Origin of the sequence: Enterococcus sp. C50, from assembly GCF_040887505.1 — a bacterium.
GTDB lineage: Bacteria > Bacillota > Bacilli > Lactobacillales > Enterococcaceae > Enterococcus_B > Enterococcus_B thailandicus.
On sequence record NZ_JBFOFW010000002.1, the window covers coordinates 108,578 to 133,680 of the forward strand.

The following is a 25,103-nucleotide window of genomic DNA, read 5'->3' on the forward strand; positions in this document are numbered from 1 at the left end:
GTACACGAAAATGGCAGAAGAAAGAATTCAATTATCGAAAAAAGATCGTATTTCTGTTTGGTGGCGTTCAACTTTCATCCAAGGATCATGGAACTACGAACGTATGCAAAATGGTGGCTGGGCTTTCTCAATGATTCCAGCAATCAAAAAATTATATAAAACAAAAGAAGACCGTGCAGCTGCACTAGAACGTCACTTGGAGTTCTTTAATACTCACCCATATGTAGCTTCACCAATTCTAGGGGTTACATTGGCACTTGAAGAAGAACGTGCAAATGGTGCACCTGTTGACGATGTAACAATTCAAGGGGTTAAGGTTGGTATGATGGGACCTTTAGCTGGTATCGGAGATCCAGTTTTCTGGTTCACAGTGAAACCAATCCTTGGCGCATTAGCAGCTTCTCTTGCAATGAGTGGTAATATCTTAGGTCCAATCATCTATTTCTTAGGTTGGAATATTATTCGTATGGCTTTCATGTGGTACACACAGGAATTCGGCTACAAAGCTGGTTCAAAAATCACGGAAGATTTATCTGGTGGATTACTACAAGACATCACTAAAGGTGCTTCAATTCTGGGGATGTTTATCTTGGGTTCATTAGTTAACCGTTGGGTATCAATCAGCTTTGCGCCTACAGTATCTACAGTAAAACTTGATAAAGGTGCATACATCGAGTGGGACAAATTACCTGCTGGTGCTGAAGGAATTAAATCTGCTTTGGAACAACAAGCAGCAGGTTTATCTTTAACTTCTTCTAAAGTTACTACATTACAAGACAACTTAGACAGCTTGATCCCTGGTCTTGCTGCACTATGTTTAACATTGTTCTGTATGTGGTTACTTAAGAAAAAAGTATCACCTATCATCATTATCCTTGGATTATTCGTGGTTGGTATTGTCTTCCACTTAATCGGATTGATGTAAAAATTATAATCAGATAGTCTGAGCTCATTTTGAGCTTCAGACTATTTTTTTTAGGGAGGTAGCGTTATTATGACCGATAGTTTAGTTAAAATGTTTGAAAAACAAGTTGTGAAAAGTCCGAATGCAATAGCTGTTGAATTTAAGAATGAATCAATGAGCTACAAAGAGTTAAATGAGAAAGCAAATATTGTAGCTCATTACTTAGTGACAGAAAAAAAGATCAAAGTTGGCGACATTATTCCTTTATTGTTGGAAAGAAATGAGAATATTATTGTCGCAATGTTAGCAGTTTTGAAAGCGGGTGCAGCATACACAGCACTATCTAAACAGTATCCAGAAGCTAGAATTGATTTTGTACGAAAACAAACGAAGGCCAAACTGCTGATTGATGATGAATTTATGAATCAAAAATTTGAACAAAATTCAACTAATCTGGATATTCTAGTCAATGAAAATGAAAAAGCGTATTTGGTTTATACTTCAGGAACTACAGGAAATCCAAAAGGAGTAGTTCACACGCATAAGAGTGTTTTAAATCATATCAAGGCGTATGCTGAGTTTTTAGCTATCAAAACTGCTGCACCACTTAATATGCTCTTTTTGGTCAACTATGTTTTTTCAGTTGCAACAACTCAGATTTATACAGCATTGTTCAATGGACATAAACTGGTTATCTCTGAGCCAAACTGTTTGGAAGATATTGATACATTTTCACAATATATTGAGAAAAAAAGAATTAATTATTTTCAAAGTACACCATCACTCGCAGATAGCTTAGACTTTTCAAAATTATCTCAACTAAAAGCTGTAGCCGTGGCAGGCGAAAAACTACCACCCAGTCTTGTCAAAAACGCGAAAATAAATAAAGTGAAGCTTATTAATGTATACGGGCAATCAGAATTTCATTCTGTGACTGCTAAGGTTATTGATTCGCTAAAAGACATCAATAATATTGGCGCTACGTTAACGAATATGACTACTTATGTATTAGATGAGTCGTTTAACGAAGTAGAAGTTGGCGAAATTGGTGAAATTTGTGTTGCAGGTGATCAATTAGCCAAAGAATATTTAAATTTAGATGAAGAAACGAAAAAGCATTTTGTAGTGAATCCGTTTGGTGAAGGAAGATTGTGTAAAACTGGTGATTTAGTGAAAAAATTGACTAACCATGAATATGAATTTGTGGGGAGAAATGATTTTCAATTAAATATTAATGGAATTAGAACTGAACCGGGGGAAATCGAAGCTCAAATCAATAAAGTAGAAGGAATCAGTAATTCGGTAGTAGTAGGTTATAAAAACCAATTTATTCTTGCCTATTATGTAAGTGATGAACGACTTGATGAACAACAAATAAAAAAAGTCGTTAATATGGGTGTACCTGAATATATGCAACCTCATGCTTATGTCTGGCTTGAAAAGCTACCTTTAAATGATAATGGAAAACTAGATAGGAAAAAATTACCGGAAGTAACTATTGCCAGAAAAAATTTTGTAGCGCCAATAAGTCAGCATGAAAAAATCTTAGTTAGCTTAATTGAAAAATTATTAAAAGTTGAAAAAGTCAGTGTATTAGATAACTTTTTTGAGCTTGGTGGTACTTCATTGCAAGCAATCAAGTTGTCTAATCAACTAATGAATCAAACAAATAAAAAAATATCTACAAAATTAATTTTAAGTACGGATAGTATTCAAGAGTTAGCGGCTACTATTGCTGCTCAAAATTCAGTGAAAGAAATCCCACTAGTACAAATTAATACTACAGAAACATTCATGAGCCCAGCTCAAAGAAGGATGTTTGTTTTCTATCAACTAAATAAAAAACAAACGAAGTATAATGAACAAACAATTTTAGATTTTAATGGATATGTAAACATTAACAAATTAAAGAAAGCGCTATCTTCATTAATGGATAAGCATGAAACACTAAGAACTCGATTTCTTACAAAAGATGGAAAGTATATCCAAGAAATTATGCAAGAAGGGATACTTGATTTTAAAATTATTCCTTTTGTCTCGGATTTCGAGTCATTGGTTATACCTTTCAACTTAGAAGAAGGACATACGATGCGTGTTCGCTTGTTAAGAGGAGATAACAATGATTCTTTATTTATAGATAAGCATCATATTATTACAGATGGAACCAGTGAAGAAATTTTTTATAAAGAATTATCAGAAGCTTATGAAAATGAAAGCCTATCAATGCCTGCATATCATTATAAAGATTACAGTAATTGGTTTAATCAACAAGATGTAGTCAACGAAGCTGAATGGTGGAGAAACTATTTAGAAGGATATCAAAGATTAGAGTTGGCAACTGATTATCAATACCAGAAGAATCTCTTATCAATTGGACAAACAGAAATATTTACATTTGATGAAAAATTATTGAGTGAATTGAGAGCATTCTCGAAAAAAAATAAAGTAAGTGAATATGTTGTTTTATGTACGACTATTTGCTTCTTACTATCTAAAATATATTATTCAAAAGACTTTATTCTAGGCACAGTTGCTAATGGCAGAGTGCATGAGAAAACAGAAGATATGTTAGGAATGTTTGTTAATACGTTACCAATTAGAGTAAGTATTGATCAGAATCAAAGTACAGTTGAATTTTTACAAAAGATGAATGAAAATATTTTGTCTGCAGTTTCGAATCAAAATTATCAATTTGAAGAAATTGCGAAAGATTTAAATGTAGCAACTGATGGGAGAAATCCATTTTTTGACTGTATGTACGTTTACCAGCAAAGAGATTCTCAAGAATATTTTTCTGGTGAAGCCAAAAGAAATCCATACAAAACTTCAGCGCCTAAATTTCATTTAACTTTTGAAGTAGAAGATTATGGATCGGCAATGTCTTTATACTTGAATTACGATACTTCTCTTTTCAAGAAATCTACGATTGCTAGATTAGGTAATCAATTTTTCAGATTATTAGAATCGTACTTACATTCTGAAAATAAACGATTAAAAGATGTGACTCTTGTTTCCAAAGAAGAGCAAGAAAAACTAATTCAACATATCCAGGTTTCGCCTAAACCAAATGTCATTCATTTGATAGAAGAACAAGTCGATATCCATCCAGATAGTATTGGACTGCGGTTTGAGAACAAATCATTGACCTATCTAGAATTAGATAATGAAGTGAACCGAGTAGCGAACTACTTGCTCAGTGAGTATCAAGTTGGTTCGGAGCAAAAAATTCCTTTATTGCTTCAACGATCTGAAAAAATGATTATTGCTATTTTAGCTGTTTTAAAAACAGGAGCTGCTTATGTTCCAATTAGTCCAAAATATCCACAAGAGCGGATTGATTACATTATTGAAACCTGTAAATCAAGCTTCATTATTGATGATCAATTTATGCATCAAGACTTTCCTAATAACACAGCTCGTCCAAATCAACGTATAAATGCAAATGATTTAGCTTATATTATTTTTACCTCTGGAACTACAGGAAAGCCTAAAGGAGTAATGGTCGAACATGGAAACCTAAGTAATTTTGTGGTAGAAGTTCCAAAAATGGAACATTCAGGAATGAAATCAGGAATGATTAATGGCGCTTTCTTTGAATATGTGTTTGATGCATCTATTCATGATTTGATACGTCCATTTACAATGGGTGAAAGTGTCGTGATGCTTGATACGAATCTAATTTATGATATTGATCGCTTTATTAAAACCTTGAATCATTATCATGTAGAGGCAATCGGTATGACACCATCGTTAGCTGGCAAGATTGATCTTAATTTAGTTCCAAGTATGAAAGTTATTCATTGTGGTGGTGAGTCCATTACCTTAGAAGTGATTGAAAAGTATGCCAAAACAGGCATACAAATAAATAATTGTTATGGACCAACGGAAACGACTGTTTTGAGTTTTGTAAATAATGATACAAAGGACCTTTCTATTGGTAAGCCGATAGGCGGGGTAAAACCTTATGTATTAGATGATAATCAAAAACTACTTCCAGCTGGTGCTGTAGGTAATCTCTATATAGGGGGAAATCAGGTAACTAGAGGCTACATTAATCAATTAGACGAAACGAATCAGCGATATATTATGAATCCTTTTGGAACAGGAATTTTATATAATACTGGAGACCTTGTTCGTCAATTGGAAGATGGGTCATATCAATACTATGGTAGAAAAGACCAACAAATCAAGATTAGAGGATTCAGAATTGAGTTGCCAGAAATTGAAAAGCAGCTAAAAGAAGTAAAAAAAATCAAACAAGTTGCAATAGTAGTAAGCAAAGATAATTTGATTGCTTACTATACTGCTGATGAAGTATTGGACGCAATGCTGTTGAGAAGAAAAGTTAGTGAAAAGCTTCCAGATTATATGGTACCGGCAGCTTATATTCGAATTTCTGACATACCTTTAACAATTAATGGAAAAATAGATAGTAGTAAACTACCAGTTCCAAAGTATGAAGAAGAATATATTGAACCTAAGACAGCCAGAGAAGCCGAGATTGCTCAAGCGTTTTGTGAAGTATTAGAGATACCAAGAGCTTCCGTATGTACTGACTTTTTTAGAATGGGCGGGAATTCGATTGCAGCTATTTCATTAGCGAACTTAATTGATTTACCTGTGAAAGAAATTTTTGAACAGAAGACGATTCGTAACCTTTCGAGAGTTACAGCTAAAAGCCTAAAAATTGAGAAACAGAATTTTCCTAATGAAGAAGCCCAACTGTTATCTTATGCGCAGGAACGACTTTTTTATATTGATCAATTAGAAGAAGGCACGCAAGCTTATAATGTGCCGATAGTTATTGTTTTAAATCCAAAGGTAGATTTGAAAAAATTAGAAAAAGCTATTCAGGAAGTAGTTCAACGACATGAAATTTTGAGAACAGTTATTGTTGATTTTCATCAAAAAGTACTTAACACACAAGTCGAAATTACGCATCAACCAATTAAAAATAGCGACTATTTTTCGTATGAATTTGAGTTAGATAGAGAAATACCAATAAGAGTGAATATCTATCAACATGTTCTAACTTTTAATATTCATCATATCGCTTTTGATGGCTGGTCTACTAATCTATTATTAGGTGAGATAGCTAAGTTATATCATGGCGAAAAATTACCAGATATGGACTTACAATATAAAGATTTTGCAACTTGGCAACGGAAAGTGCAAACGAATGAAACATTAAAAGAACAAAAAGCTTATTGGATCGATCAGTTAGCTGATTATGAAGAATTAGATTTTCCTACTGATTTTGCTCGGCCTAGAGAATTTGACTATAAAGGGAAAGAATACACGTATGAGCTAGACGAAGCACTAATTACTAAATTAAAAGAACTTGCTCAAACGGAAAAAACAAGTTTATTTTCTGTAACTTTAAGTGCATTTATGATCTTACTCTCAACATATAGCAATCAAAAAAATGTAGTTGTTGGTACACCAATTGCCAACCGCCATATAAAAGGTACGGAAGAGTTGATTGGTTTTTTTGTTAACACGCTAGCTTTGAGCGCAAATGTAGCCCCTGAATTGACAATTAATGAATTCATTCGTTTGAATAGTGAACAAGTAATTAATGCACAAAAATATCAAGATCTACCATTTGAAAATATAGTAAATGAGTTGAATATTTCAACAGATTTATCAAAAAATCCAATTTTTCAAATTATGTTCGGTTTCCAAGATGTCTCTGACGTATTGTCCTATAAAGATGTGTATCTTGAAATCAATGAAGCGTTAGATTTGGATAGTACTAAATTTGATTTTTCAATGATGCATAGAGAAAACGCAATCGATTTTACGTACGCTACAAGTTTATTTAGACAGGAAACAATTGCAGATATTGCCAAAACGTATGAACGAATTCTACAAGAAATCGTTGATGAGCCAGGCCAATTAATTGCTGAACTTACGTTAACGGAAAATAGTGTGAAAAAAATAGAAAAAGAATATCCACATAAGCTGATTCACCAGTTATTTGAAAAACAAGCTGAAACAAATTCAAATGGCCTAGCAATTGTATACAAGAAGAAACGATTAACCTATGCCGAACTGAACGAGGAAGCAAATAAATTTGCTCATACATTAATTGACCAGTATGGAATAAACCCAGAAACTTGTATACCAATACTCATGGATCGATCGGAAAAATATGTAGTTGCAATACTAGGGATTTTAAAAGCTGGAGCTTGTTACGTGCCGCTAAGCACAGAGTATCCTCAGGAACGGATCAATTACATTATTAAAAAAACAAATGCACCATTTGTGATTACAGAAGAGTTTAGGGTTTCTTCACACAAAGTAGAAAACCCAGATGTTCAATTAGAAAATAGTAATCTTGCTTATTTGATATTTACTTCGGGCACAACTGGGCTTCCCAAAGGTGTAATGATTGAACATCAAAATGTCATCAACACAATTTACAATCAAATTGAACTATACAAAATAACTAAAGAAACAAAAGCGATTCATTTTGCAGACTTTGTGTTTGATGCATCTGTTTTTGAATTATTTTACACGTTATTAGCAGGAGCTACGACTTATTTATTGGATCAGGACACTAGAATTGACTATCAAAATTTGAAACAATTTATAGTTACAAATGGAATTGATTTAGCTACATTACCACCAGCAATTTTGAATGGAGATGATTTATTAAATCTAAAAACATTGATTGTTGCTGGAGAAACGACACCAAAAGAAATTTATGAAGCTTATAATAAAAAAGGTACAACCATAGCAAATGCGTATGGTCCAACTGAAACAACTATTTGTGCAACTACAAAATTTTATGAGCCAGGTATGGATACTAGAAACATTGGGAAACCTTTAAAAAATGTTACTGCGTGGGTACTTGATGAAGGATTAAGACAACTTCCATATAACGCAATAGGCGAATTATATATTGGAGGAAATGGTTTAGCTAGAGGCTATTTTAAAGACGATGAAAAAACAAAACAAGCTTTTATTTCACACCCAGAAAAAGGAAGACTATATAAAACAGGGGATTTAGTTAAACAGTTACCAACCGGAGAGTTATTATACATTGGCCGAAATGACTTTCAAGTTAAAATACGAGGTTACCGAATTGAATTAAAAGAGATAGAATCTCGTATGCTAGAAATAGCATCTGTTAAACAATGTGTGGCTGTAGTTAAAGGCGCCAATATTATCGTTTATTACACGGGTGAATTTCATTCTTCTTTAGAAAATGTTTTACCGGCTTATATGGTACCAAATAAATATATAAAATTAGAAACGATTCCATTAACGATCAATGGAAAAGTAGATAGAAAGCAATTACCTGAGCCTATTTTTGATCAGCAAAAATTTGTATCCCCACAAACTAAAAGAGAAAGAGAAATAGCCAATGCTGTTTGTGAGTTACTGAATATAGAAAAAGTTTCTATCATGGATGATTTTTATAAACTAGGTGGTAATTCTATTTTAGCGTTAAAACTATCTAACAAAATAAATCTACAAGTGAAACAAATCATGCAAGCAAAAACAATTTTTTCCATGGCAAAAATGAAACCAAGACAAAAACAACTACAGAACTATCAAGTAAAAAGGAAAGAAAAAATTGAGTTATCATTTGCGCAAGAGAGATTGTGGTTTATTGATCAGTTTGAAGATGATAGTAGTGCTTATAATGTTCCAATTATTTTAACTTTAAGAACAAACACAGTTAGGAAGAAAATAGAAGAAGCCCTAATCCAAATAGTTGATAGACATGAAGTGTTGCGAACGTTGATTGTCGATGGTTATCAAGTCATTCAATCAGAAAAACTTAAAATTTCACACCAAGAAATAACTGCAGAAGAATTTGTAGAGCAACGATTTAATTTAGAAAAAGAAATTCCAATCAAAGTCAATATTTATAAGAATCAATTAATGATTAGTATCCATCATATTGCTTTTGATGGATGGTCAACGGAGATCTTACTAAAAGAATTAAATGATTTGTATCATGACAATGAATTACCACCATTACAAAATCAATATAAGGACTATGCTTATTGGCAAAGAGAATTTTTAACTGATAGACAACTAGATAAGCAGAAAGAATACTGGAAAGAATATTTGGCAGCTTATCAACCGTTAAATCTGCCAGCAGATTTTAAACGGCCAAAAGAATTTTCGTATGTTGGAGCGGATGTCAGAAGTGTATTCAAGAAAGAATGGCAAAATTCTTTGGAAGACTTAGCTAAAAAACATGGGACAAGTCTTTATACGATTATGTTAACTTTACTGGATATTGTACTCTCACAATACAGCTATCAACAAGAAGTAGTTGTAGGAACACCGTTTGCCAATCGTCATGTCGCGGGTACTGAAGATTTAATTGGATTTTTTATCAATACATTACCTATTAGGACCAAAATTACAAATAACTTGAGCCTAGGTGAATTATTTATCCAAAATAATGAAGCCGTGCTAGAGATTCAAAATAATCAAGACATTCCATTTGAACAAATTGTCAAGATGTTGAATGTTCCACAGGACACTTCAAGAAATCCAATTTTTCAAGTTCTATTTAGTGTTCAAGATTTTGCTCCAACCAATTTGATAAAGAATGATGTGTTTATAAACTGTAATGAGGAATTAAGTTTAAAAACTGCAAAATATGACTTATCTGTATTGGTAGAGAATGGTTTTATCAACTTTAACTATTGTACGGATATCTATAGTGAGGACACAATTCAATCAATGCTTGATAGCTATACAGCATTGATTAGACAAGTAATCGAAAATGATTCAACAAAGATAGCTAATCTTTACTTGCCGGAAAAAATGTCACTAGGAGTAAAAAAAGAATATCCTCAAAAGACAGTTGTTGATCTTTTGGCTGAACAAGTTATCAGAACACCAAAAGCAATTGCGATTGAATATCAAGAGAAAAGAATAACTTACGCAGAGTTTGATTTATTGACTAATCAATTTGCTAACTATTTATTGAGTAATGGTGTCAAGAGAGGGGATAAGGTGCCACTCATTCTAGAACGGAATGAAAAAATGGCAATTTCTATTTGGGGAGTACTAAAGGCAGGCTGTGCTTATGTCCCAATTTCTCCCGAATTTCCTGAAGAAAGAAAAGAATATATTCTTAATCAATTAAATTGTACGTTAGTGGTAACACAATCCTTTGAGGGATTTTTAACTGGAAGTCAATCTTCGATAAAAATGAGGCCAACTCTCAATGAGTTAGCTTATATCATTTTTACTTCAGGAACCACAGGTAAACCTAAAGGCGTGATGATTGAACATGCAGGATTGAGCAATCGTATTCAATGGATGAACGAAGTGTACCCAATAGGCAAAGAAGATAAGGTTTATCAAAAGACGAATTATGTTTTTGATGTATCCGTGTGGGAACAAATCTGGGCAGTTTTGACGGGAGCAAGAATCGTTTTTGCAAAGGAAAATGGGCATAAGGATCCATTATACCTTGCAAGTGAAATTAAAAAGAAACAGATTACTGTTATGCATTTCGTTCCTAGTATGTTGGATGTATTCTTAGATACTTTAGAAACCTATAATATTGTGGCTAATCAAGTAGATATGTCTTCGCTAAAATATGTTTTTTGCTCTGGTGAGGCACTAAGTTTAGCAAGTGTTCAACGATTTAAAAAAATGATTCCCAACGCAAATTTATACAACTTGTATGGTCCGACAGAAGCAAGTATTGACGTCACAGCCTATGATTGTAATCCTGTCAATATCAATAAAATTCTTATAGGAAAACCTGTAGCTAATACGAATTGCTATGTGCTGGGAACAAATAACCAGCTATTGCCGGCAGGCGCAATTGGTGAGTTAGCTATTGGTGGTGTTCAATTAGCACGAGGTTATTTAAATCAAGCAGAACTAACGAACGAAAAGTTCTTCAACCATCCAAAAGTTGGAAGGATTTATCTCACAGGTGATCTTGTCCGAGTCAATAATCAAGGAGAAATCGATTATTTAGGTCGAAATGATTTTCAGGTAAAAATTCACGGGTTGAGAATTGAACTTGGTGAAATAGAGAAACAACTAGCAGAAATAAATGGTATTCAGCAAGCAATCGTGGTAAACAAAGATGAGCAACTTATTGCTTATTATTTGAGTTCAGAAAAATTCTCACCAGATTATTTGAGAGAGATGTTAAAAACAAAACTCCCTGATTATATGGTTCCTAAAATCTATATGTATATGGAACATTTTCCATTAACAATCAACGGAAAACTGGATCGTAGTTCTTTACCAACTTCTGAATTGATCCTTGAAGAATTTCTAGAACCTAGAAATGAGACTGAGTTAGAAATACGGTCAATCTTCTCTGAATTGTTGGGACATGAGCAAGCAAAAATTAGCATATTAGATAACTTTTTTAATTTGGGCGGAGACTCAATCAAAGCAATCCAATTGAGCAATCGTCTGAAACAAAAAATGGACAAAACTGTCTCAATTAAACAAATTTTTGATGCGAAAACAATTAAAGAAATAGCGTTACTGATTGATGAACTTGGTGAAGTTCAAATGAGTTCTGAAGAAGGGGAATTAACTGGGAAAGTCAAAATGCTCCCTATTCAAGAATGGTTCTTTGAAGAATATCATTCAGCTCATTTTAACCAAGCATTTGCCATTCAATTACCAGAAGAAGTAGCCATGGATAAATTGAAGGATGCCCTTGTCAAATTGGTTAATTATCATGATGCTTTACGTTTAACATTCAAAGATGGTGTTCAGACTTATGGTCCATCAATTTCAACAGTTGACATTTCATTAGTGAATAGCACGGATGATCTCAATAAAATACAGGAAAGTTTTCAACTTGATGATAAATTGTATCGTTTTTCAATAAAAGAAAATATGCTGATTATTATCTGTCATCACTTAATAATTGATAGTGTATCTTGGCAAATTATTGCATCTGATTTAAAAGAACTTTATGAAGGAAAGAACTTATTGAAGAAACAGACTAGTTATCGTCAATGGAGCGAAGCAGTCAATTCAATTAAACAAAAAAACTTCACTTTTGAAGCGGATAATCTACCTATTGAAAGATATAGATGTGGAGATACGTACCGTAGTACAAAGCTAACTATTAATTCCAATGAAACGAAAAAATTACTAGAAAAAGTAAATCAAGTCTTTAATACAAATATGAATGATCTTTTATTGACGGCTTTAGCTAGAACATTAAAAAAAGTAAATCAAAAAGATATCACCAGTGTAAAAGTAGAATCTCATGGACGTGGAGAAATAGACCCTAACTTGAATATTCAAAGAACAGTCGGGTGGTTTACCACAATATATCCGCAATTGATTTCGACCAATCTACTTGAAACAAAAACCTTTGGACGAGAAGTGAAAGACTATGGGATAAATTATGTTGCAAATAAGGGAATCCATTCAAAAAAACTTCCGTCAATCATGTTTAATTATTTAGGACAAGTAGCTACTGGAAAAGATAATGATTGGTCCATTGTCCAAGCAGAATTAGGGAATCCCACGAATGTAGCATTTACTGAAGTTCTAACAATCAATAGTGCAATTTATCAAGAGATGTTGACATTAGAGTTTAGTGGAGTTATTGAGGGATTAACGGAACTTGCTTCAGAATATGAAAAAGAACTAAAAAAATTGATAGCTGACCTAGAGCAAATGAATCGTACTTACTTGACCGTTGAGGATGTTCAAGAAGTTACTACTCAAAAAAATCTGGATATACTCCAAGCCACGCAGGAACTTGAAACGGTCTTGCTAGCTAATTCTTTACAAAAAGGTTTTGTCTATCAAAGTTTAAATAATTTAACGAATGATGACGCCTACGTTTGTTCATTTATTTTCGAATATGAACAAGCGATTGATGTGGTTAACTATCAGAGAGCTTGGGCTTATGCGCAACAAAAATATCCTACTCTACGTCTATCATTAAATGCGGAATACGGTGAGATTTTACAAGTCATTGCGAAACGCGGACAAGTTGATTTTGACTATCTAGAAAACGTTACAGTTGAAGAGGTTGTCAAAAGAGAAAGACAAATTCCTTTTTCCTTACAAGAAGGTAATTTGTTTAGAGTCAGACTAATAAAATTGAGTTCAACTCATTTTGTCTGCGTGCTAACGAATCACCATGCAATACTTGATGGTTGGTCTAATCCAATCTTGTTAAATACGGTTCATGCTATTTATCATGACTTAGTTAATAATCAACCAGTTCGGATAGTAAAAGACAAAGCTTATATTGAATCACAAGCTTATTTAGTAGAACATACGAATGAAGATAAAGAATACTGGAAAATCCAGCTTAACGAAGTTTTACACCCAGATCTTTCTGGCCTATTCAAAGATGAGATGAGAGATACCAAGATTGAAAACTTTAATCGGATTAGAGATCCCAAGGATAAGATCTTTAAGTTGTCCAAGAATGAACATGAAAAGCTAAGTGGTTTTCTAAAGAAACATGAAATAACAACCAACATTATTATGCAATATGTATGGCATAAAGTATTGAGTATTTACGGTGGGGTGAAAGAGACGACAGTTGGCGTAGTTAATGCTGGGAGAAACTTACCTATAGCTAATGTAGAAAACAGCGTCGGTCTTTACATCCAAACCTTACCAATTCAATTGAAGCATTCGGAAGAAAACATTATCAATCAGTTACATGAACTTCAGGATCTCAATAATGAAGGAATGACGAACGGGTACGTCAATCTCTCAGAGCTACAACAAAATGGTGATCGACTATTTGACACACTCTTTATTTATGAAAACTACCCAGTACCAGAAGGAAGTGGTGAGGATAATCATCTTCGTATTACGAAAACAAGTGGCGTAGAGAAACTAGACTATCCTCTGACAATTGTCGCTTATGAGACAGAAAATGAGTTGAATATACGTATAAAATATGCAGCTGAATTATTTGCTGATAGAACAATTGATGCACTGTTTCATTTGATGCATTACTTAATTGAACAAATTATGAATGAACCAAATCAACTGAAGTATGTTAAGAACGTACCAACATTTGGTTTTGCTGAGTACCCTAAGCAAACAATTGTAGAAATTTTTGAAAAGCAGGTTGTAGAAACGCCGAAAAATATAGCAATTGAATTCGATCAACACATTTACTTGTTTGATGAAATAAATAAACAAGCCAATCGTTTGGCGCATACACTAATTGAAAAATATGGTATCAAAGCGGGGGATAAGATTCCGTTATTGTTGCCTAAGTCTGAAAAAATAATAATTGCGATGCTTGGCATTTTAAAAGCAGGAGCTGTCTATGTGCCAATGGCCACGTCCTACCCTAGTGAACGAATTGCTTATATTCAAAAGCAAGTCAAGGCAAAATTGACAATTACTGAAGAATTCATGCAACAAGAGTTCTCTTTAAATGATAGCAATCCTAATGTAGGGATTCTGCCACAAGATTTAGCCTATATTATTTTTACTTCAGGAACTACTGGAAATCCCAAAGGTGTAATGGTTGAACATCGTAATTTCATTTGTTATTTGGCTAATATGATTGCTTCAATTGAGAGAACTGGGACAACTGATATTGAATTTGGTTGCATTGCTGAACCTGTGTTTGATATTTTTGGAACAGAGGTGTTTGGACAAGTATTGAGAGGGAAATCAATTCATTTATTTACGGGACAGCCAGAAGATTTCCCTATATTTATGAAAAACAATCGAATAACAACTTTACAATCTACACCAGGAAAGATTAGTTATTTATTCCAAGAAAATGATGCAAAGATTTTAGAAAGTGCGCTAACAACTATTTTAGTAGGTGGCGAAAAAATGAATGCCTCATTTGCTGATCGTTTCAAAACAATCAATTTGATTAACATCTATGGTCCAACAGAGGGAACGGTATGGACTTCAATGAAAAAAGTAAAAGACAACTATTCAAATATAGGTACGCCATTTCCACATTATGCCCATTATATTTTAGATGAACAGTTGAGGTTGTTACCAGATGGAGCACCTGGAGAATTATATGTTGGTGGACCACAACTTTCAGCAGGATATTATGGACAAGAAAGCTTAACAAAAGCTAGCTTTATCGAAAATCCTTATAATTCTTTTAATTCACCAGAATACACCAGAATCTATAAAACGGGGGATGTCGTTCGAAGATTATTGAATCAAGAATATGAATTAATCGGCCGTAATGATTTCCAAGTGAAGATAAGAGGATTTCGTATAGAATTGGGTGAGATTGAAGCTGCAATGTTGAAAGTTCCTGGGATTAAGCAGGTACTCGCTTTAGCTTTAGGAAAATCAGATAGTAAATATCTTGGCGTTTATTATCAAGGAGAACAAGAAATCGAACGTAAAACCATTGAAGATGTCCTTGCGAAGTATTTAACAGACTATATGATGCCGTCTGGTTATCAATATGTAAAAGAATTTCCTTTAACAATTAATGGAAAAATAGATCGACGAGCTTTACCAAAAATTTCCTATGATAATCAAATAAGATTTATAACACCGAGAAATGAAGTAGAAGACACAATGCTAGATATCGTTTGCGAAGTTCTTGAATTAGAAAAAACGAATATTTCAATACTAGAAAGTTTCTTTAGTATTGGTGGTGATTCTATTAAAGTAATTAAGTTGATTAGTTTGGTTAAAGCTAAGTTGGGATACAAGCTGACAATCAGTCAAGTATTTAAAAATAAAACGATTGAAAAAATAGCACAAATTATTGATGAAAACAAACACAATCAAGTACGAAGCAACGACCATCTAGAAGTAACTAAGCAACACTTTAATGATGTCAAAGAACAAAAATTAGCATATGCTCAGCAACTATACCAAAGAGCATCAAAGAACTCTTATAGAAACATCAAAATTAGATTTAAACTAAAAGAAACCATTGTTCCAGCACGAGTAGCAGCAGCCGTAGTGGCAGTAGTTGATCGACATGAAGTTCTTAGAACCAAAATTTATGAAGATTACCAAGTCGTAGATGAGCAAAAACTAGTAGTTACTTCAGATGAAATTGATACTGAAAGATATTTTAATCATGAATTTGATTTGAGCAAGGAAATTCCAATTAAAGTAAATATAACCAACGATGAATTCTGTTGTGTGATTGATCATATTGCTTTTGATGGCTGGTCTACTTCACTATTCTTAAAAGAAATTGAAGCATTTTATGACAAAAAAGAATTAGAACAATTGCCTTATCAATACAAGGATTATTCAGCTTGCCAATATAGCTTCTTGAACAGTGACCGCAAACAACAGCAATTGAAGTATTGGAAAAAAGAATTAGGGAACTTTAAAGGTGTTTATTTAGCTGACAAGATTACTTCTAAAAATCAGCAAATGGCTGGCGGAGATGAATATTTCCATATTGACGACAAACAATACGAAAAACTTCAACAGTTAATTAAGAAAAATGATTTGACCATGCATAACATTTTATTAAGTATTTTCTATTTAATGAGTGCAAAAATCACGAAGCAATCAAAAATTGCTATTGCCATCCCTACGCTCAATCGAAATGTTGCTGGAGTGGATAAGTTGATTGGATTGTTTGTCAATCAGTTATTGTTGCAGATCGAGATAAATGAAACAGATACGTTTATAACATTTGTAAACAAACTAAATGAAAAAGTTGTTTCAGCGCAAAGTAATCAGGATGTTCCACTTGAACAAGTGCTAGAGGAAAACAAGATTCAATTAAGCGGAAATACGCTATATTTTGGAATTCAAGGATTTAAGGGAGAAGCATTGAGTCATTCTAATTTGTTTGAAGGCATAAAAGAAATGAATCAACAAGTCCAAAAAGATGCTTTCAGCGATTTAACACTCTTTGTTTGGGGACAAACATTGGATTTCAATTATGCTAAAGATTTGTTCCAACCAGATCAAATAAAATTATTCATAGCTGTTTATCAAAGAATCGTTCACTTAATAATTGAAAATCCAATGATTCAAATAAAAGCTATTTTTCAGGAGGAAAATTAAATGTTAGTTGAAATGTTAAAAGGAAAAATTCACCGAGCAACGGTCACCGAAGCAGAACTTGATTATGTAGGAAGTATCACGATTGATGAAGCTTTGATGGAAGCAAGTCATATTTTTGAATATGAAAAAGTACAGATTGCCGATGTTGATAATGGTGAAAGGTTTGAAACATATGTTATTGCAGGACCAAGAGACTCAGGGATGATTTGTTTGAATGGGGCAGCAGCTAGATGCGTCTCTGTGGGAGATAAAATAATTATCATGAGCTACTGTCAGTTAAAAATTAGTGAGGTAACAGATAACAAACCGTATGTTGTTTTGGTTGATGAAGCGAATAAAGTTCAGCGGAAAGTTAGATACGAAAAGTATGGGTTACTAACAGAGGAGCTAAAATAAAAATGAAAGAAAGAAATTTTTTAAACCCAGTAACAGAAAACTTTCTCCACGCAATTGGCGTGGGGAAAGTTTCCTATGAGTTAGCAAAAAAATTTGATGTTGATCCCAAGCGTGCATTTGTAGCAGGTGTTCTTCATGATCTAGGGGGAGCCATTCCCGATAGCGATAGAGTTGAAGTAGCACAGCTTTATAGCATCCCGCTTTTTGAAGAAGAAAAAAAGATTCCAATGCTTGTTCATGCAAAACAAGGGGAATTTTTTGCCAGAAATTTGTTTGAAATCGAAGATACAGAAATATTAAATGCAATCCTTTACCATACGACTTGTATTGATAATGCTTCTTCATTCGTAAAAATTGTCTTTATTGCTGACAAAATACATTGGGATCGAAATGGCGAACCACCGTACCTAAATGGATTGCTAAAAGCACTCGAACAGTCACTGGATGAAGGCTGCAAGTATTTCCTAGAATGGCTATGGAAATCAGATTTATATGTGGTACATCCATTTTTGAGAAGAAGTTATGGATATTATATTCGAAATCAAACATTCCCATCTTTACAAAAAAACTTGTTAATGAACGAGAAAACAACTGAAATTACGTCAGAAATAAGAAAAAAATATTTTCTAAATGAAATTATTCGTGAATATGAAAAAATATTTGAAAGGACAGAGAATTCTTTAAACTTAGTCAAAAGCAATAATATTGATGCAGATGAAGCTTTTATTGCAGCAGCTTTAATGAATGCAAGCAATACGATTTTTGAAAACGAAAAAATAAAAGTTGCTTCCGCTCTTCAATTAGATCCCAACGCACCTAATCTAGCTGCACAAATTAATTATTATTTTGCTAAAAATGAATTTGCTGTAAAAAATCCTCGTATTTTAGAAACAATATTGAACGCTAAAGAGTAATCAAATAGTGACACAAATATCCAAAATGATTTTGTTGAAGAGGAATGAGCAGGAGGAGTAGGCAATGGTCGAATCAAAAGATTTTTTAGAACAAATTTTTGATTATGCAAATACAATACCTAATCAACTAGCTTTAGTTGATGATGAAAATGAATTAACCTATCTTGAAATGAAAGAAAAAATAGATGAGACGATTAGATTAGTAAAAAAATATCAACTTGATAATCAGTGTGTGGCTCTTCAGATACCAAGAAGTGTTTACTTTCCAATTATGGTTCTTGCGCTAACAAGATTGTCTGTCACCTTTATTCCACAAGATGTTACTCAGCCAAAGGAAAGACTTACCCAAATGGTTGAGACGGCTCAAGCGACAGTAATTATTTCTGTAAAAGATGGAAATTATCAGTTCCAAAAAGTTGCACAAGAAAAAAGTAAACGTACAGATGCGTGGGCAATTTATTTTACTTCTGGTTCTACAGGAAAGCCCAAAGCTGTAGAGATTCCTAGAGAAAATGTGATGAATACGGTCATATGGGAAAAAAATAAATTTGAAATTAGTGTGAAAGATAAAGTAGCAGCATATACACCTTATTCATTTGCAATCAGTTATATTGAACTTTTTTCAACTCTTTACTCTGGTGCGACACTTTATACAGTTAACGAATTAATTCGCCATGATTTAAATTTATTGGAAGAGTATTTAATCAAACATTCAATTACCTTTATGAATACTACAGCAGTGATTGGGGAACAAATAGTTAGGTGCATGAAGATTCCTAGTTTGAGAATATTAACTTTTTCAGGTCAAAGATTTCCTAATATCGATTTAAGTAAGGTATCATATAAAATTTTCAATGTTTATGGAAACACTGAATGCGGGGCTGCAACAATTAAAGAAATTAAGAATACCGATAAAAAAATTACTATTGGTGAGCCAGTATATCGAATGAATGCATTCATACTTGGTGAGCAAAATGAGATTCTTGCTGAAAATGAGGTTGGTGAGCTTTTTATTTATGGTCCACAAGTAGCGCTAGGGTATTACTTTAATCCTGAAGCTACATCAAAAACGTTTATAACTGTGAAAGACACAAATAATAAGCAGAAAATTAGGGGATATCGTACTGGGGACTTTGCACGGATACTAGCATCAGGTGAAATTGAATATCTTGGGAGACGTGATCGACAATACAAGATAAACGGTGTGAGAATTGATTTAGCAGAAATTGAAGAAGCATTACAACGTGTTATTTCTCAGCTACAGCAAAGTTATGTGGCTGTCAGAGAAAATCGTATTTACTGTTGGATTAGTAGCAAAGAAATTGAGAATGAGAAGCTAATTCTGAAACAACTAAATCACTATTTACCAGATGTAATGATCCCTACCAGAATCAGTCAGATAGAATCACTACCACTTAATGGCAATGGAAAAACGGATGAAAGCCAGCTTTTCGCTGAGCTGTCAGAACAAGTGAAAGTGGTGGATCAGCGTCACATCAGTAAAAAGCAAGAAAAGATAGAAGCGTATCTAACGACAGCTTGGGCGCAAATTTTAAATATTAATGAAGAAAAAATCACTTTTGATAGTGATTTTAAAAAATTAGGTGCCAGTTCCCTACAAATAATGGAATTAGGTGTTAAAATTTTACAAGATAGAAATCAAAAAGTTAATTTTGTAGAACTGCACAAACAAAGTAAGCTTTGTGATATGGCTATGTTGTTGTTAGAAGAAAACAATTTTCAGTCGATTTATACTTTTGTAGCTAGGACAGCCAAAATGAAGGGAAATCCAGGTCTATTCATTGTCCATTCAGGAAATACTGGCAGTGATGTTTATCGCCCCTTGTTTGAAAAAATCATTACGCCAGAATTTCCTATCTATGTTATTGAGCCTCATAACTTACTTACATCAGGAAAACGAATTGATGGAATTGAAAATATTGCAAAGTATTACAGCGAACTTATTGAGAATTTTGTTCCAGAAAAAGAGAACGATCAGATTAAACTAATGGGTTGGAGTTATGGTGGAGTAGTTGCTAGTGAAATTTGCCATCAGTTAATGGCAAATAGAAAGTATAAGGAAGTTACAGAACTAATCATTCTAGATTCTCCGTTTTATTTAAATCTAGAAGACGTAAAATTGGCACAAACAAGAGAAAAAAATGGTTACTATCGAAAATATTTCGAAGAAACACATATTTTTAAAAATAGAGATCAGAAAAATATTACAACAGAACGATTGATTAAAAATAATCATGATGTTTTTCAAGATTTAATTGACTACGAACCTAAGACGCTGGCGGTACCAACTATTTTTGTCCGAAGTATGGTGGAAGAACGTCCGTTAAGCAACCAACAAATCTGTAGGTTGTTTAGTAATAATCGAATAATTGATGTATTTTCAAGACATGATTATTTATTTGTTGAGGAAGAGACTGCTCTGATAATCAAAAAACTTCTTCAACTTATACCTGAAGGAGGTTCTGAAAAATGAAAAGAGTATTGATTGCTCCGATTGATACGCTGTTATTTGAAGAAGTGATGACGTTTGTGAGAGGCGCTTCGCGAAGCCGATATGATTATGTAGGTAATTTTTATAGAAAAGAGGATCAATATAACTCGGCTTTAGCCTATGTATTACTTTGTTTAGCAACTGAAAAATTAGTTGGAGAAATTAAGATAGGGGCTAATGGAAAGCCTTATCTGGAAGAAATGAATTGTCATATTTCAATTTCTCATACAAATAAATTAGTTAGCATCGGAATTTCGAATGAAAACATCGGAATTGATTGTGAGATGGAATCAAATATTAACGATGTGATCGTCAATGAAGTTTTTTCAATAAGTGAAAAGACACAAGTGATGAAGAATGATTTTCTAAAAGTAGTTTTCTGGACTGCTAAAGAGGCAATCAGTAAACTGTATAATGAAGACTGGTACTCTTCGCCATCAACCGAATTAATCTACAACGCTAATGGTGAATTAAAAGATGCAGTTAGTAGTGAAGTCTATCTTCATCAGTATTCTTTTCGTAAAGGGTGTATTTGTGTCGCAAGTGTAAGTCCTGACCAACCATCCTTTCAACTAGTAACGGAAAAAGAAATCAGTGAATTTTTAGATAATTTCGCCAAACTTTTCTCGAAAAATTGACAAGTTAAGTGATTTCATCCTGCATTGCTTTATTTTTTAGAAATGTCTATAATTGTAATGATACTGACGAGCATTTTGTTCTGTTGGAACAGAGAATAACTTGAATGGAGTTAATATTAGCATGGTACAATCAATCAATACAAAAGTCGATTTAACAGTCAATGCTACTTCTTATTTAGGAATTACTGAATATGGGAAAATCATGATTGGTGATAAAGGGTTTGAATTTTATAATGAAAGAGATGCACGTAAGTTTGTTCAAATCCCTTGGGAAGAAGTTGATTACGTGATTGCTTCTGTAATGTTTAAGGGTAAATGGATACCTCGGTATGCTATTCAAACAAAAAGAAATGGTACGTACTCTTTTTCCTCAAAAAAACCAAAAGTCGTTTTAAGAGCAGTCCGTAATTATGTTGATCCTGATCACATGGTCAAATCTTTGAGTCTCTTTGATGTTGTTAAGAGAGGCGTTCGCAATATCTTTAAACGTAAATAAAAAAGAACGAGTGATTTTTCTGTTAGGAAAAGTTACTCGTTCTTTTTCTGTTTTGTTCTTGGAGTAAAATTCAATCATTTGCTCGTAAGAAAATCATTATGATAAAATTATCTTGTAAAGAAGGGGGTTAGATTATGGGTTGGTTATGGACACTAATCGTTGGCGCAATTATTGGAGCAATTGCTGGCGCCATCACAAACAGAGGAAATTCAATGGGCTGCATTACAAATATCATCGCAGGATTGATTGGTTCAAGTATTGGTCAAGCGATTTTTGGCGACTGGGGACCAAGTGCTGCAGGCATGGCGATTGTGCCTTCAATTTTAGGCGCAGTTATTTTAGTTGCAGTTGTTTCATTTTTCTTTGGGAAAAAAGCATAAGTTTTTAAATAGAAAAAGCAATGATTCGATTGTTTTTTGTTGGAAAAGAATTTGTTTGGCGTTTGCTGAACAAATTCTTTTTTCTTTTTGCTGAGGAAAGAAAGTTAACAAATTTTTTTCATTCATATTCATACGAGAAACAACAATAATTTGCTATAATAGAAAAAAGAAAGTAAAGAAAGAAGGATTTTATTGATGATGGTACGTGTTGAAAAACTACGCAAAAAAATGCAAGAAGAAAATTTGGATTCATTTTTAGTTACAAGTCCCTATAACCTTCGTTACTTGACCAATTTCACAGGTACTACTGGTTTAGCAGTTATCACGTTGGACAAAGCATTCTTTATTACAGATTTCCGTTACACAGAACAAGCTGCTAATCAAGCACAAGGTTTTGAAATTATTAAAAACGTTGGCCCGATTTTTGATGAAGTAGCTGATTTAGTGAAAAGAGAAAACTTAAATGCTTTAGCGTTCGAAGAAACAACGGTATCCTTCTTAGAATATTCTGTGTTAGAAGAAATTATCAATGCAGAATTGATCCCAGTTAGTGGAATGATTGAAGAGTTACGCGAAGTAAAAGACGAAGAAGAGATCGCGATTATTGAAAAAGCATGTAGCATTGCTGATATGGCTTATGACCATATTCTAAAAATGATTCGACCAGGAATGACTGAAATCGAAGTAGCAAATCAGGTTGATTTCTACATGCGTTCGTTAGGTGCAACGAGCGTTTCGTTTGATACGATTGTTGCCAGTGGGTTACGTTCAGCCATGCCTCATGGTGTAGCGAGTGAAAAAGTAATCGAGCAAGGTGACTTGATTACGTTGGACTTTGGTTGTTATTATCAAGGATATGTTTCTGATATGACTCGGACGTTTGCTATTGGTGATCCTGGTGAAAAGTTAAAAGAAATCTATCAAATCGTGTTAGATGCACAGCTTGCTGTCTTAGATGCAGCAAAACCTGGACTTACAGGTATCCAACTAGATGCGGTAGCACGTGACTATATTACAAAATATGGGTACGGTGAAGCGTTCGGTCATTCGACTGGACATGGTATCGGGTTAGAAATTCATGAAGGTCCAAATGTTTCTTCTCGTGCAGAAAAACAATTTGTTCCTGGAAATGTTATCACTGATGAGCCTGGAATTTACTTGCCAGGAATTGGTGGCGTTCGAATTGAAGATGATTTATTAATTACAAAAGATGGAAATCGTGTGCTGACTCACTCACCAAAAGAATTAATTATTCTATAGTTTCACCCGATGTTTAAAAATTTCTTTTCCTGCTTGGCACACCGACTTTTGTTATAGAAAATAGCTAGATTTAGTGATACACTATAGAAGGACTTTTACGCATGTAGAAGATAGCAGAGCTGGGAGTTTTTCTCCGTAAAGAATTAGGAGGCTATTTATGATTTCTGTAAATGATTTCAAAACAGGACTAACAATTGAAGTGGATGGCGGGATTTGGCGAGTGATTGAATTCCAACATGTTAAGCCAGGAAAAGGTGCTGCATTTGTTCGTTCAAAATTAAAAAACTTGCGTACAGGCGGCGTACAGGAAAAAACTTTTCGTGCTGGAGAAAAAGTAGCAAAAGCTCAAATCAGTAATCGAAAAATGCAATATCTTTATGAAAGTGCAGGAAGCCATGTTTTCATGGATTTAGAAACCTATGAACAAATTGAAATTCCTGAAGAACAGATTAAAGATGAATTGAAGTATATTTTAGAAAACATGGAAGTTAACATTATCATGTATGACACAGAAATTTTAGGTCTTGAGTTACCCAATACAGTTATTCTCGAGGTTGCTGAAACGGATCCGAACATCAAAGGAGATACATCTTCTGGCGGAACGAAACCAGCAATTATGGAAACTGGGTTAACGGTTAATGTACCTTTCTTTGTGAACCAAGGAGATAAACTGATTGTTAATACCGGAGACGGTTCATATGTATCTCGTGCTTAGGTAAAAGGAGGAAGAAAAATGGCAGAAGAAAAAAATCTTGTCTTAAACGCAAATCAAGATTTAGGAGAAATTGTTATTGCTCCTGAAGTTATTGAAGTAATTATTGGAATTGCAGCTTCTAAAGTAGAAGGTGTATATGGCATGCGTGGTACTTTTGCTAGCAATGTAACTGAACTATTGGGTCGCGCAGCTCATGGTAAAGGTGTCTATCTTGCGAATGAAGAAGATGGCTTAAAAGTAGATATTTATTGCTATTTAGAATACGGAGTATCGGTTCCCAAAGTGGCAATGGAGATGCAAGAACGTGTTGTCCAACAAGTTTTATTTATGACAGACGTGGCTTTAGCTGAAGTGAATATTCACGTGGTAGCAGTGGTACCTGAAAAATTAGAACAACCCGCACTGGAAGAACTTTTTGAAGACGATGAGGACGAAAATGAATAAAGAAATATCAAGACATAAGATTCGTGAAATGGCGTTGCAAGCACTATTTCCACTAGATTTCAATGCAGATTTAACAAAAGAAGATGCAATCATGCATGCAATTGAGTTAGATCAGCGTGAATTGATTAATGAGGAAGAATCAGAATTTGTTCCGGTTTATCTGGACACACTAGTTGGTGGTGTGTGTGCGAAAAAAGATGAATTAGATCAAATGATTGAAAAACATTTAAAAAATAATTGGCGTATCAATCGAATTTCAAAAATGGATTTAGTTATCTTGCGCATTGCAATCTTTGAAATGAAATATGTGACCGATGTTCCAGCTCCAGTTGCTTTAAATGAAGCAATCGAGTTAACGAAAACATTTAGTGATGATCGTTCACGCAAATTTGTGAACGGCGTATTATCCAATATTTTAAATGAAATGGAAGCTGGGGCATAGGCCCTAGCTTTTTTTTGAGAAATA

Annotated in this window: 12 protein-coding genes; all 12 read left to right on the forward strand. The window is 33.7% G+C overall.

Annotated features, from left to right (window positions below; genetic code table 11):
- Positions 1–10 precede the first annotated feature (10 nt).
- Positions 11–925, forward strand: coding sequence for a PTS system mannose/fructose/sorbose family transporter subunit IID (locus AB3I20_RS03080; RefSeq protein WP_067480490.1), 915 nt, complete (start codon positions 11–13; stop codon positions 923–925).
- Between the two features lie 69 nt (positions 926–994).
- Entirely contained in the window at positions 995–16,882 is a 15,888-nt protein-coding gene (locus tag AB3I20_RS03085; protein WP_368026926.1) for an amino acid adenylation domain-containing protein, read from the forward strand.
- Positions 16,883–17,278, forward strand: a complete 396-nt coding sequence (gene panD, locus AB3I20_RS03090) for an aspartate 1-decarboxylase (RefSeq protein ID WP_071868199.1) — start codon at positions 16,883–16,885, stop codon at positions 17,276–17,278. It abuts the gene before it with no gap.
- Positions 17,279–17,280: 2 nt separating this feature from the next.
- Positions 17,281–18,192 carry a bis(5'-nucleosyl)-tetraphosphatase (symmetrical) YqeK gene (gene yqeK, locus AB3I20_RS03095; protein WP_349702530.1) on the forward strand — a complete coding sequence of 304 codons (912 nt, stop codon included), beginning with the start codon at positions 17,281–17,283 and terminating at the stop codon, positions 18,190–18,192.
- A gap of 64 nt (positions 18,193–18,256) precedes the next feature.
- A complete protein-coding gene (locus AB3I20_RS03100) occupies positions 18,257–20,686 on the forward strand; it encodes an AMP-binding protein (RefSeq protein WP_368026927.1) in 2,430 nt (809 codons plus the stop codon).
- A complete protein-coding gene (locus tag AB3I20_RS03105; RefSeq protein WP_368026928.1) occupies positions 20,683–21,342 on the forward strand; it encodes a 4'-phosphopantetheinyl transferase superfamily protein in 660 nt (219 codons plus the stop codon). Before AB3I20_RS03100 ends, AB3I20_RS03105 begins: the two co-directional genes overlap by 4 nt.
- Before the next feature lie 121 nt (positions 21,343–21,463).
- Positions 21,464–21,838 (forward strand): DUF956 family protein, encoded by a 375-nt coding sequence (locus tag AB3I20_RS03110; RefSeq protein WP_067480493.1) that lies wholly within the window; start codon positions 21,464–21,466, stop codon positions 21,836–21,838.
- Between the two features lie 134 nt (positions 21,839–21,972).
- Positions 21,973–22,218 (forward strand): GlsB/YeaQ/YmgE family stress response membrane protein, encoded by a 246-nt coding sequence (locus AB3I20_RS03115; RefSeq protein WP_067480496.1) that lies wholly within the window; start codon positions 21,973–21,975, stop codon positions 22,216–22,218.
- Between the two features lie 195 nt (positions 22,219–22,413).
- Positions 22,414–23,478, forward strand: coding sequence for a Xaa-Pro peptidase family protein (locus AB3I20_RS03120; protein WP_067480499.1), 1,065 nt, complete (start codon positions 22,414–22,416; stop codon positions 23,476–23,478).
- A gap of 157 nt (positions 23,479–23,635) precedes the next feature.
- Complete coding sequence (gene efp, locus AB3I20_RS03125; RefSeq protein WP_067480502.1) at positions 23,636–24,193, forward strand: elongation factor P; 558 nt, start codon at positions 23,636–23,638, stop codon at positions 24,191–24,193.
- Positions 24,194–24,211: 18 nt separating this feature from the next.
- Positions 24,212–24,637 carry an Asp23/Gls24 family envelope stress response protein gene (locus tag AB3I20_RS03130; protein WP_071868204.1) on the forward strand — a complete coding sequence of 142 codons (426 nt, stop codon included), beginning with the start codon at positions 24,212–24,214 and terminating at the stop codon, positions 24,635–24,637.
- Positions 24,630–25,079 (forward strand): transcription antitermination factor NusB, encoded by a 450-nt coding sequence (gene nusB / locus AB3I20_RS03135; RefSeq protein WP_071868205.1) that lies wholly within the window; start codon positions 24,630–24,632, stop codon positions 25,077–25,079. Before AB3I20_RS03130 ends, nusB begins: the two co-directional genes overlap by 8 nt.
- Positions 25,080–25,103 lie beyond the last annotated feature (24 nt).

What these genes read in the sequence shown, in the direction of transcription:
- AB3I20_RS03085 (WP_368026926.1), top strand. Translation starts at nt 995, where the DNA reads ATGACCGATAGTTTAGTTAAAATGTTTGAAAAACAAGTTGTGAAAAGT.
- efp (WP_067480502.1), top strand. Translation starts at nt 23,636, where the DNA reads ATGATTTCTGTAAATGATTTCAAAACAGGACTAACAATTGAAGTGGAT.
- yqeK (WP_349702530.1), top strand. Translation starts at nt 17,281, where the DNA reads ATGAAAGAAAGAAATTTTTTAAACCCAGTAACAGAAAACTTTCTCCAC.
- AB3I20_RS03130 (WP_071868204.1), top strand. Translation starts at nt 24,212, where the DNA reads ATGGCAGAAGAAAAAAATCTTGTCTTAAACGCAAATCAAGATTTAGGA.
- panD (WP_071868199.1), top strand. Translation starts at nt 16,883, where the DNA reads ATGTTAGTTGAAATGTTAAAAGGAAAAATTCACCGAGCAACGGTCACC.
- AB3I20_RS03080 (WP_067480490.1), top strand. Translation starts at nt 11, where the DNA reads ATGGCAGAAGAAAGAATTCAATTATCGAAAAAAGATCGTATTTCTGTT.
- AB3I20_RS03110 (WP_067480493.1), top strand. Translation starts at nt 21,464, where the DNA reads ATGGTACAATCAATCAATACAAAAGTCGATTTAACAGTCAATGCTACT.
- AB3I20_RS03100 (WP_368026927.1), top strand. Translation starts at nt 18,257, where the DNA reads ATGGTCGAATCAAAAGATTTTTTAGAACAAATTTTTGATTATGCAAAT.
- AB3I20_RS03105 (WP_368026928.1), top strand. Translation starts at nt 20,683, where the DNA reads ATGAAAAGAGTATTGATTGCTCCGATTGATACGCTGTTATTTGAAGAA.
- AB3I20_RS03115 (WP_067480496.1), top strand. Translation starts at nt 21,973, where the DNA reads ATGGGTTGGTTATGGACACTAATCGTTGGCGCAATTATTGGAGCAATT.
- nusB (WP_071868205.1), top strand. Translation starts at nt 24,630, where the DNA reads ATGAATAAAGAAATATCAAGACATAAGATTCGTGAAATGGCGTTGCAA.
- AB3I20_RS03120 (WP_067480499.1), top strand. Translation starts at nt 22,414, where the DNA reads ATGATGGTACGTGTTGAAAAACTACGCAAAAAAATGCAAGAAGAAAAT.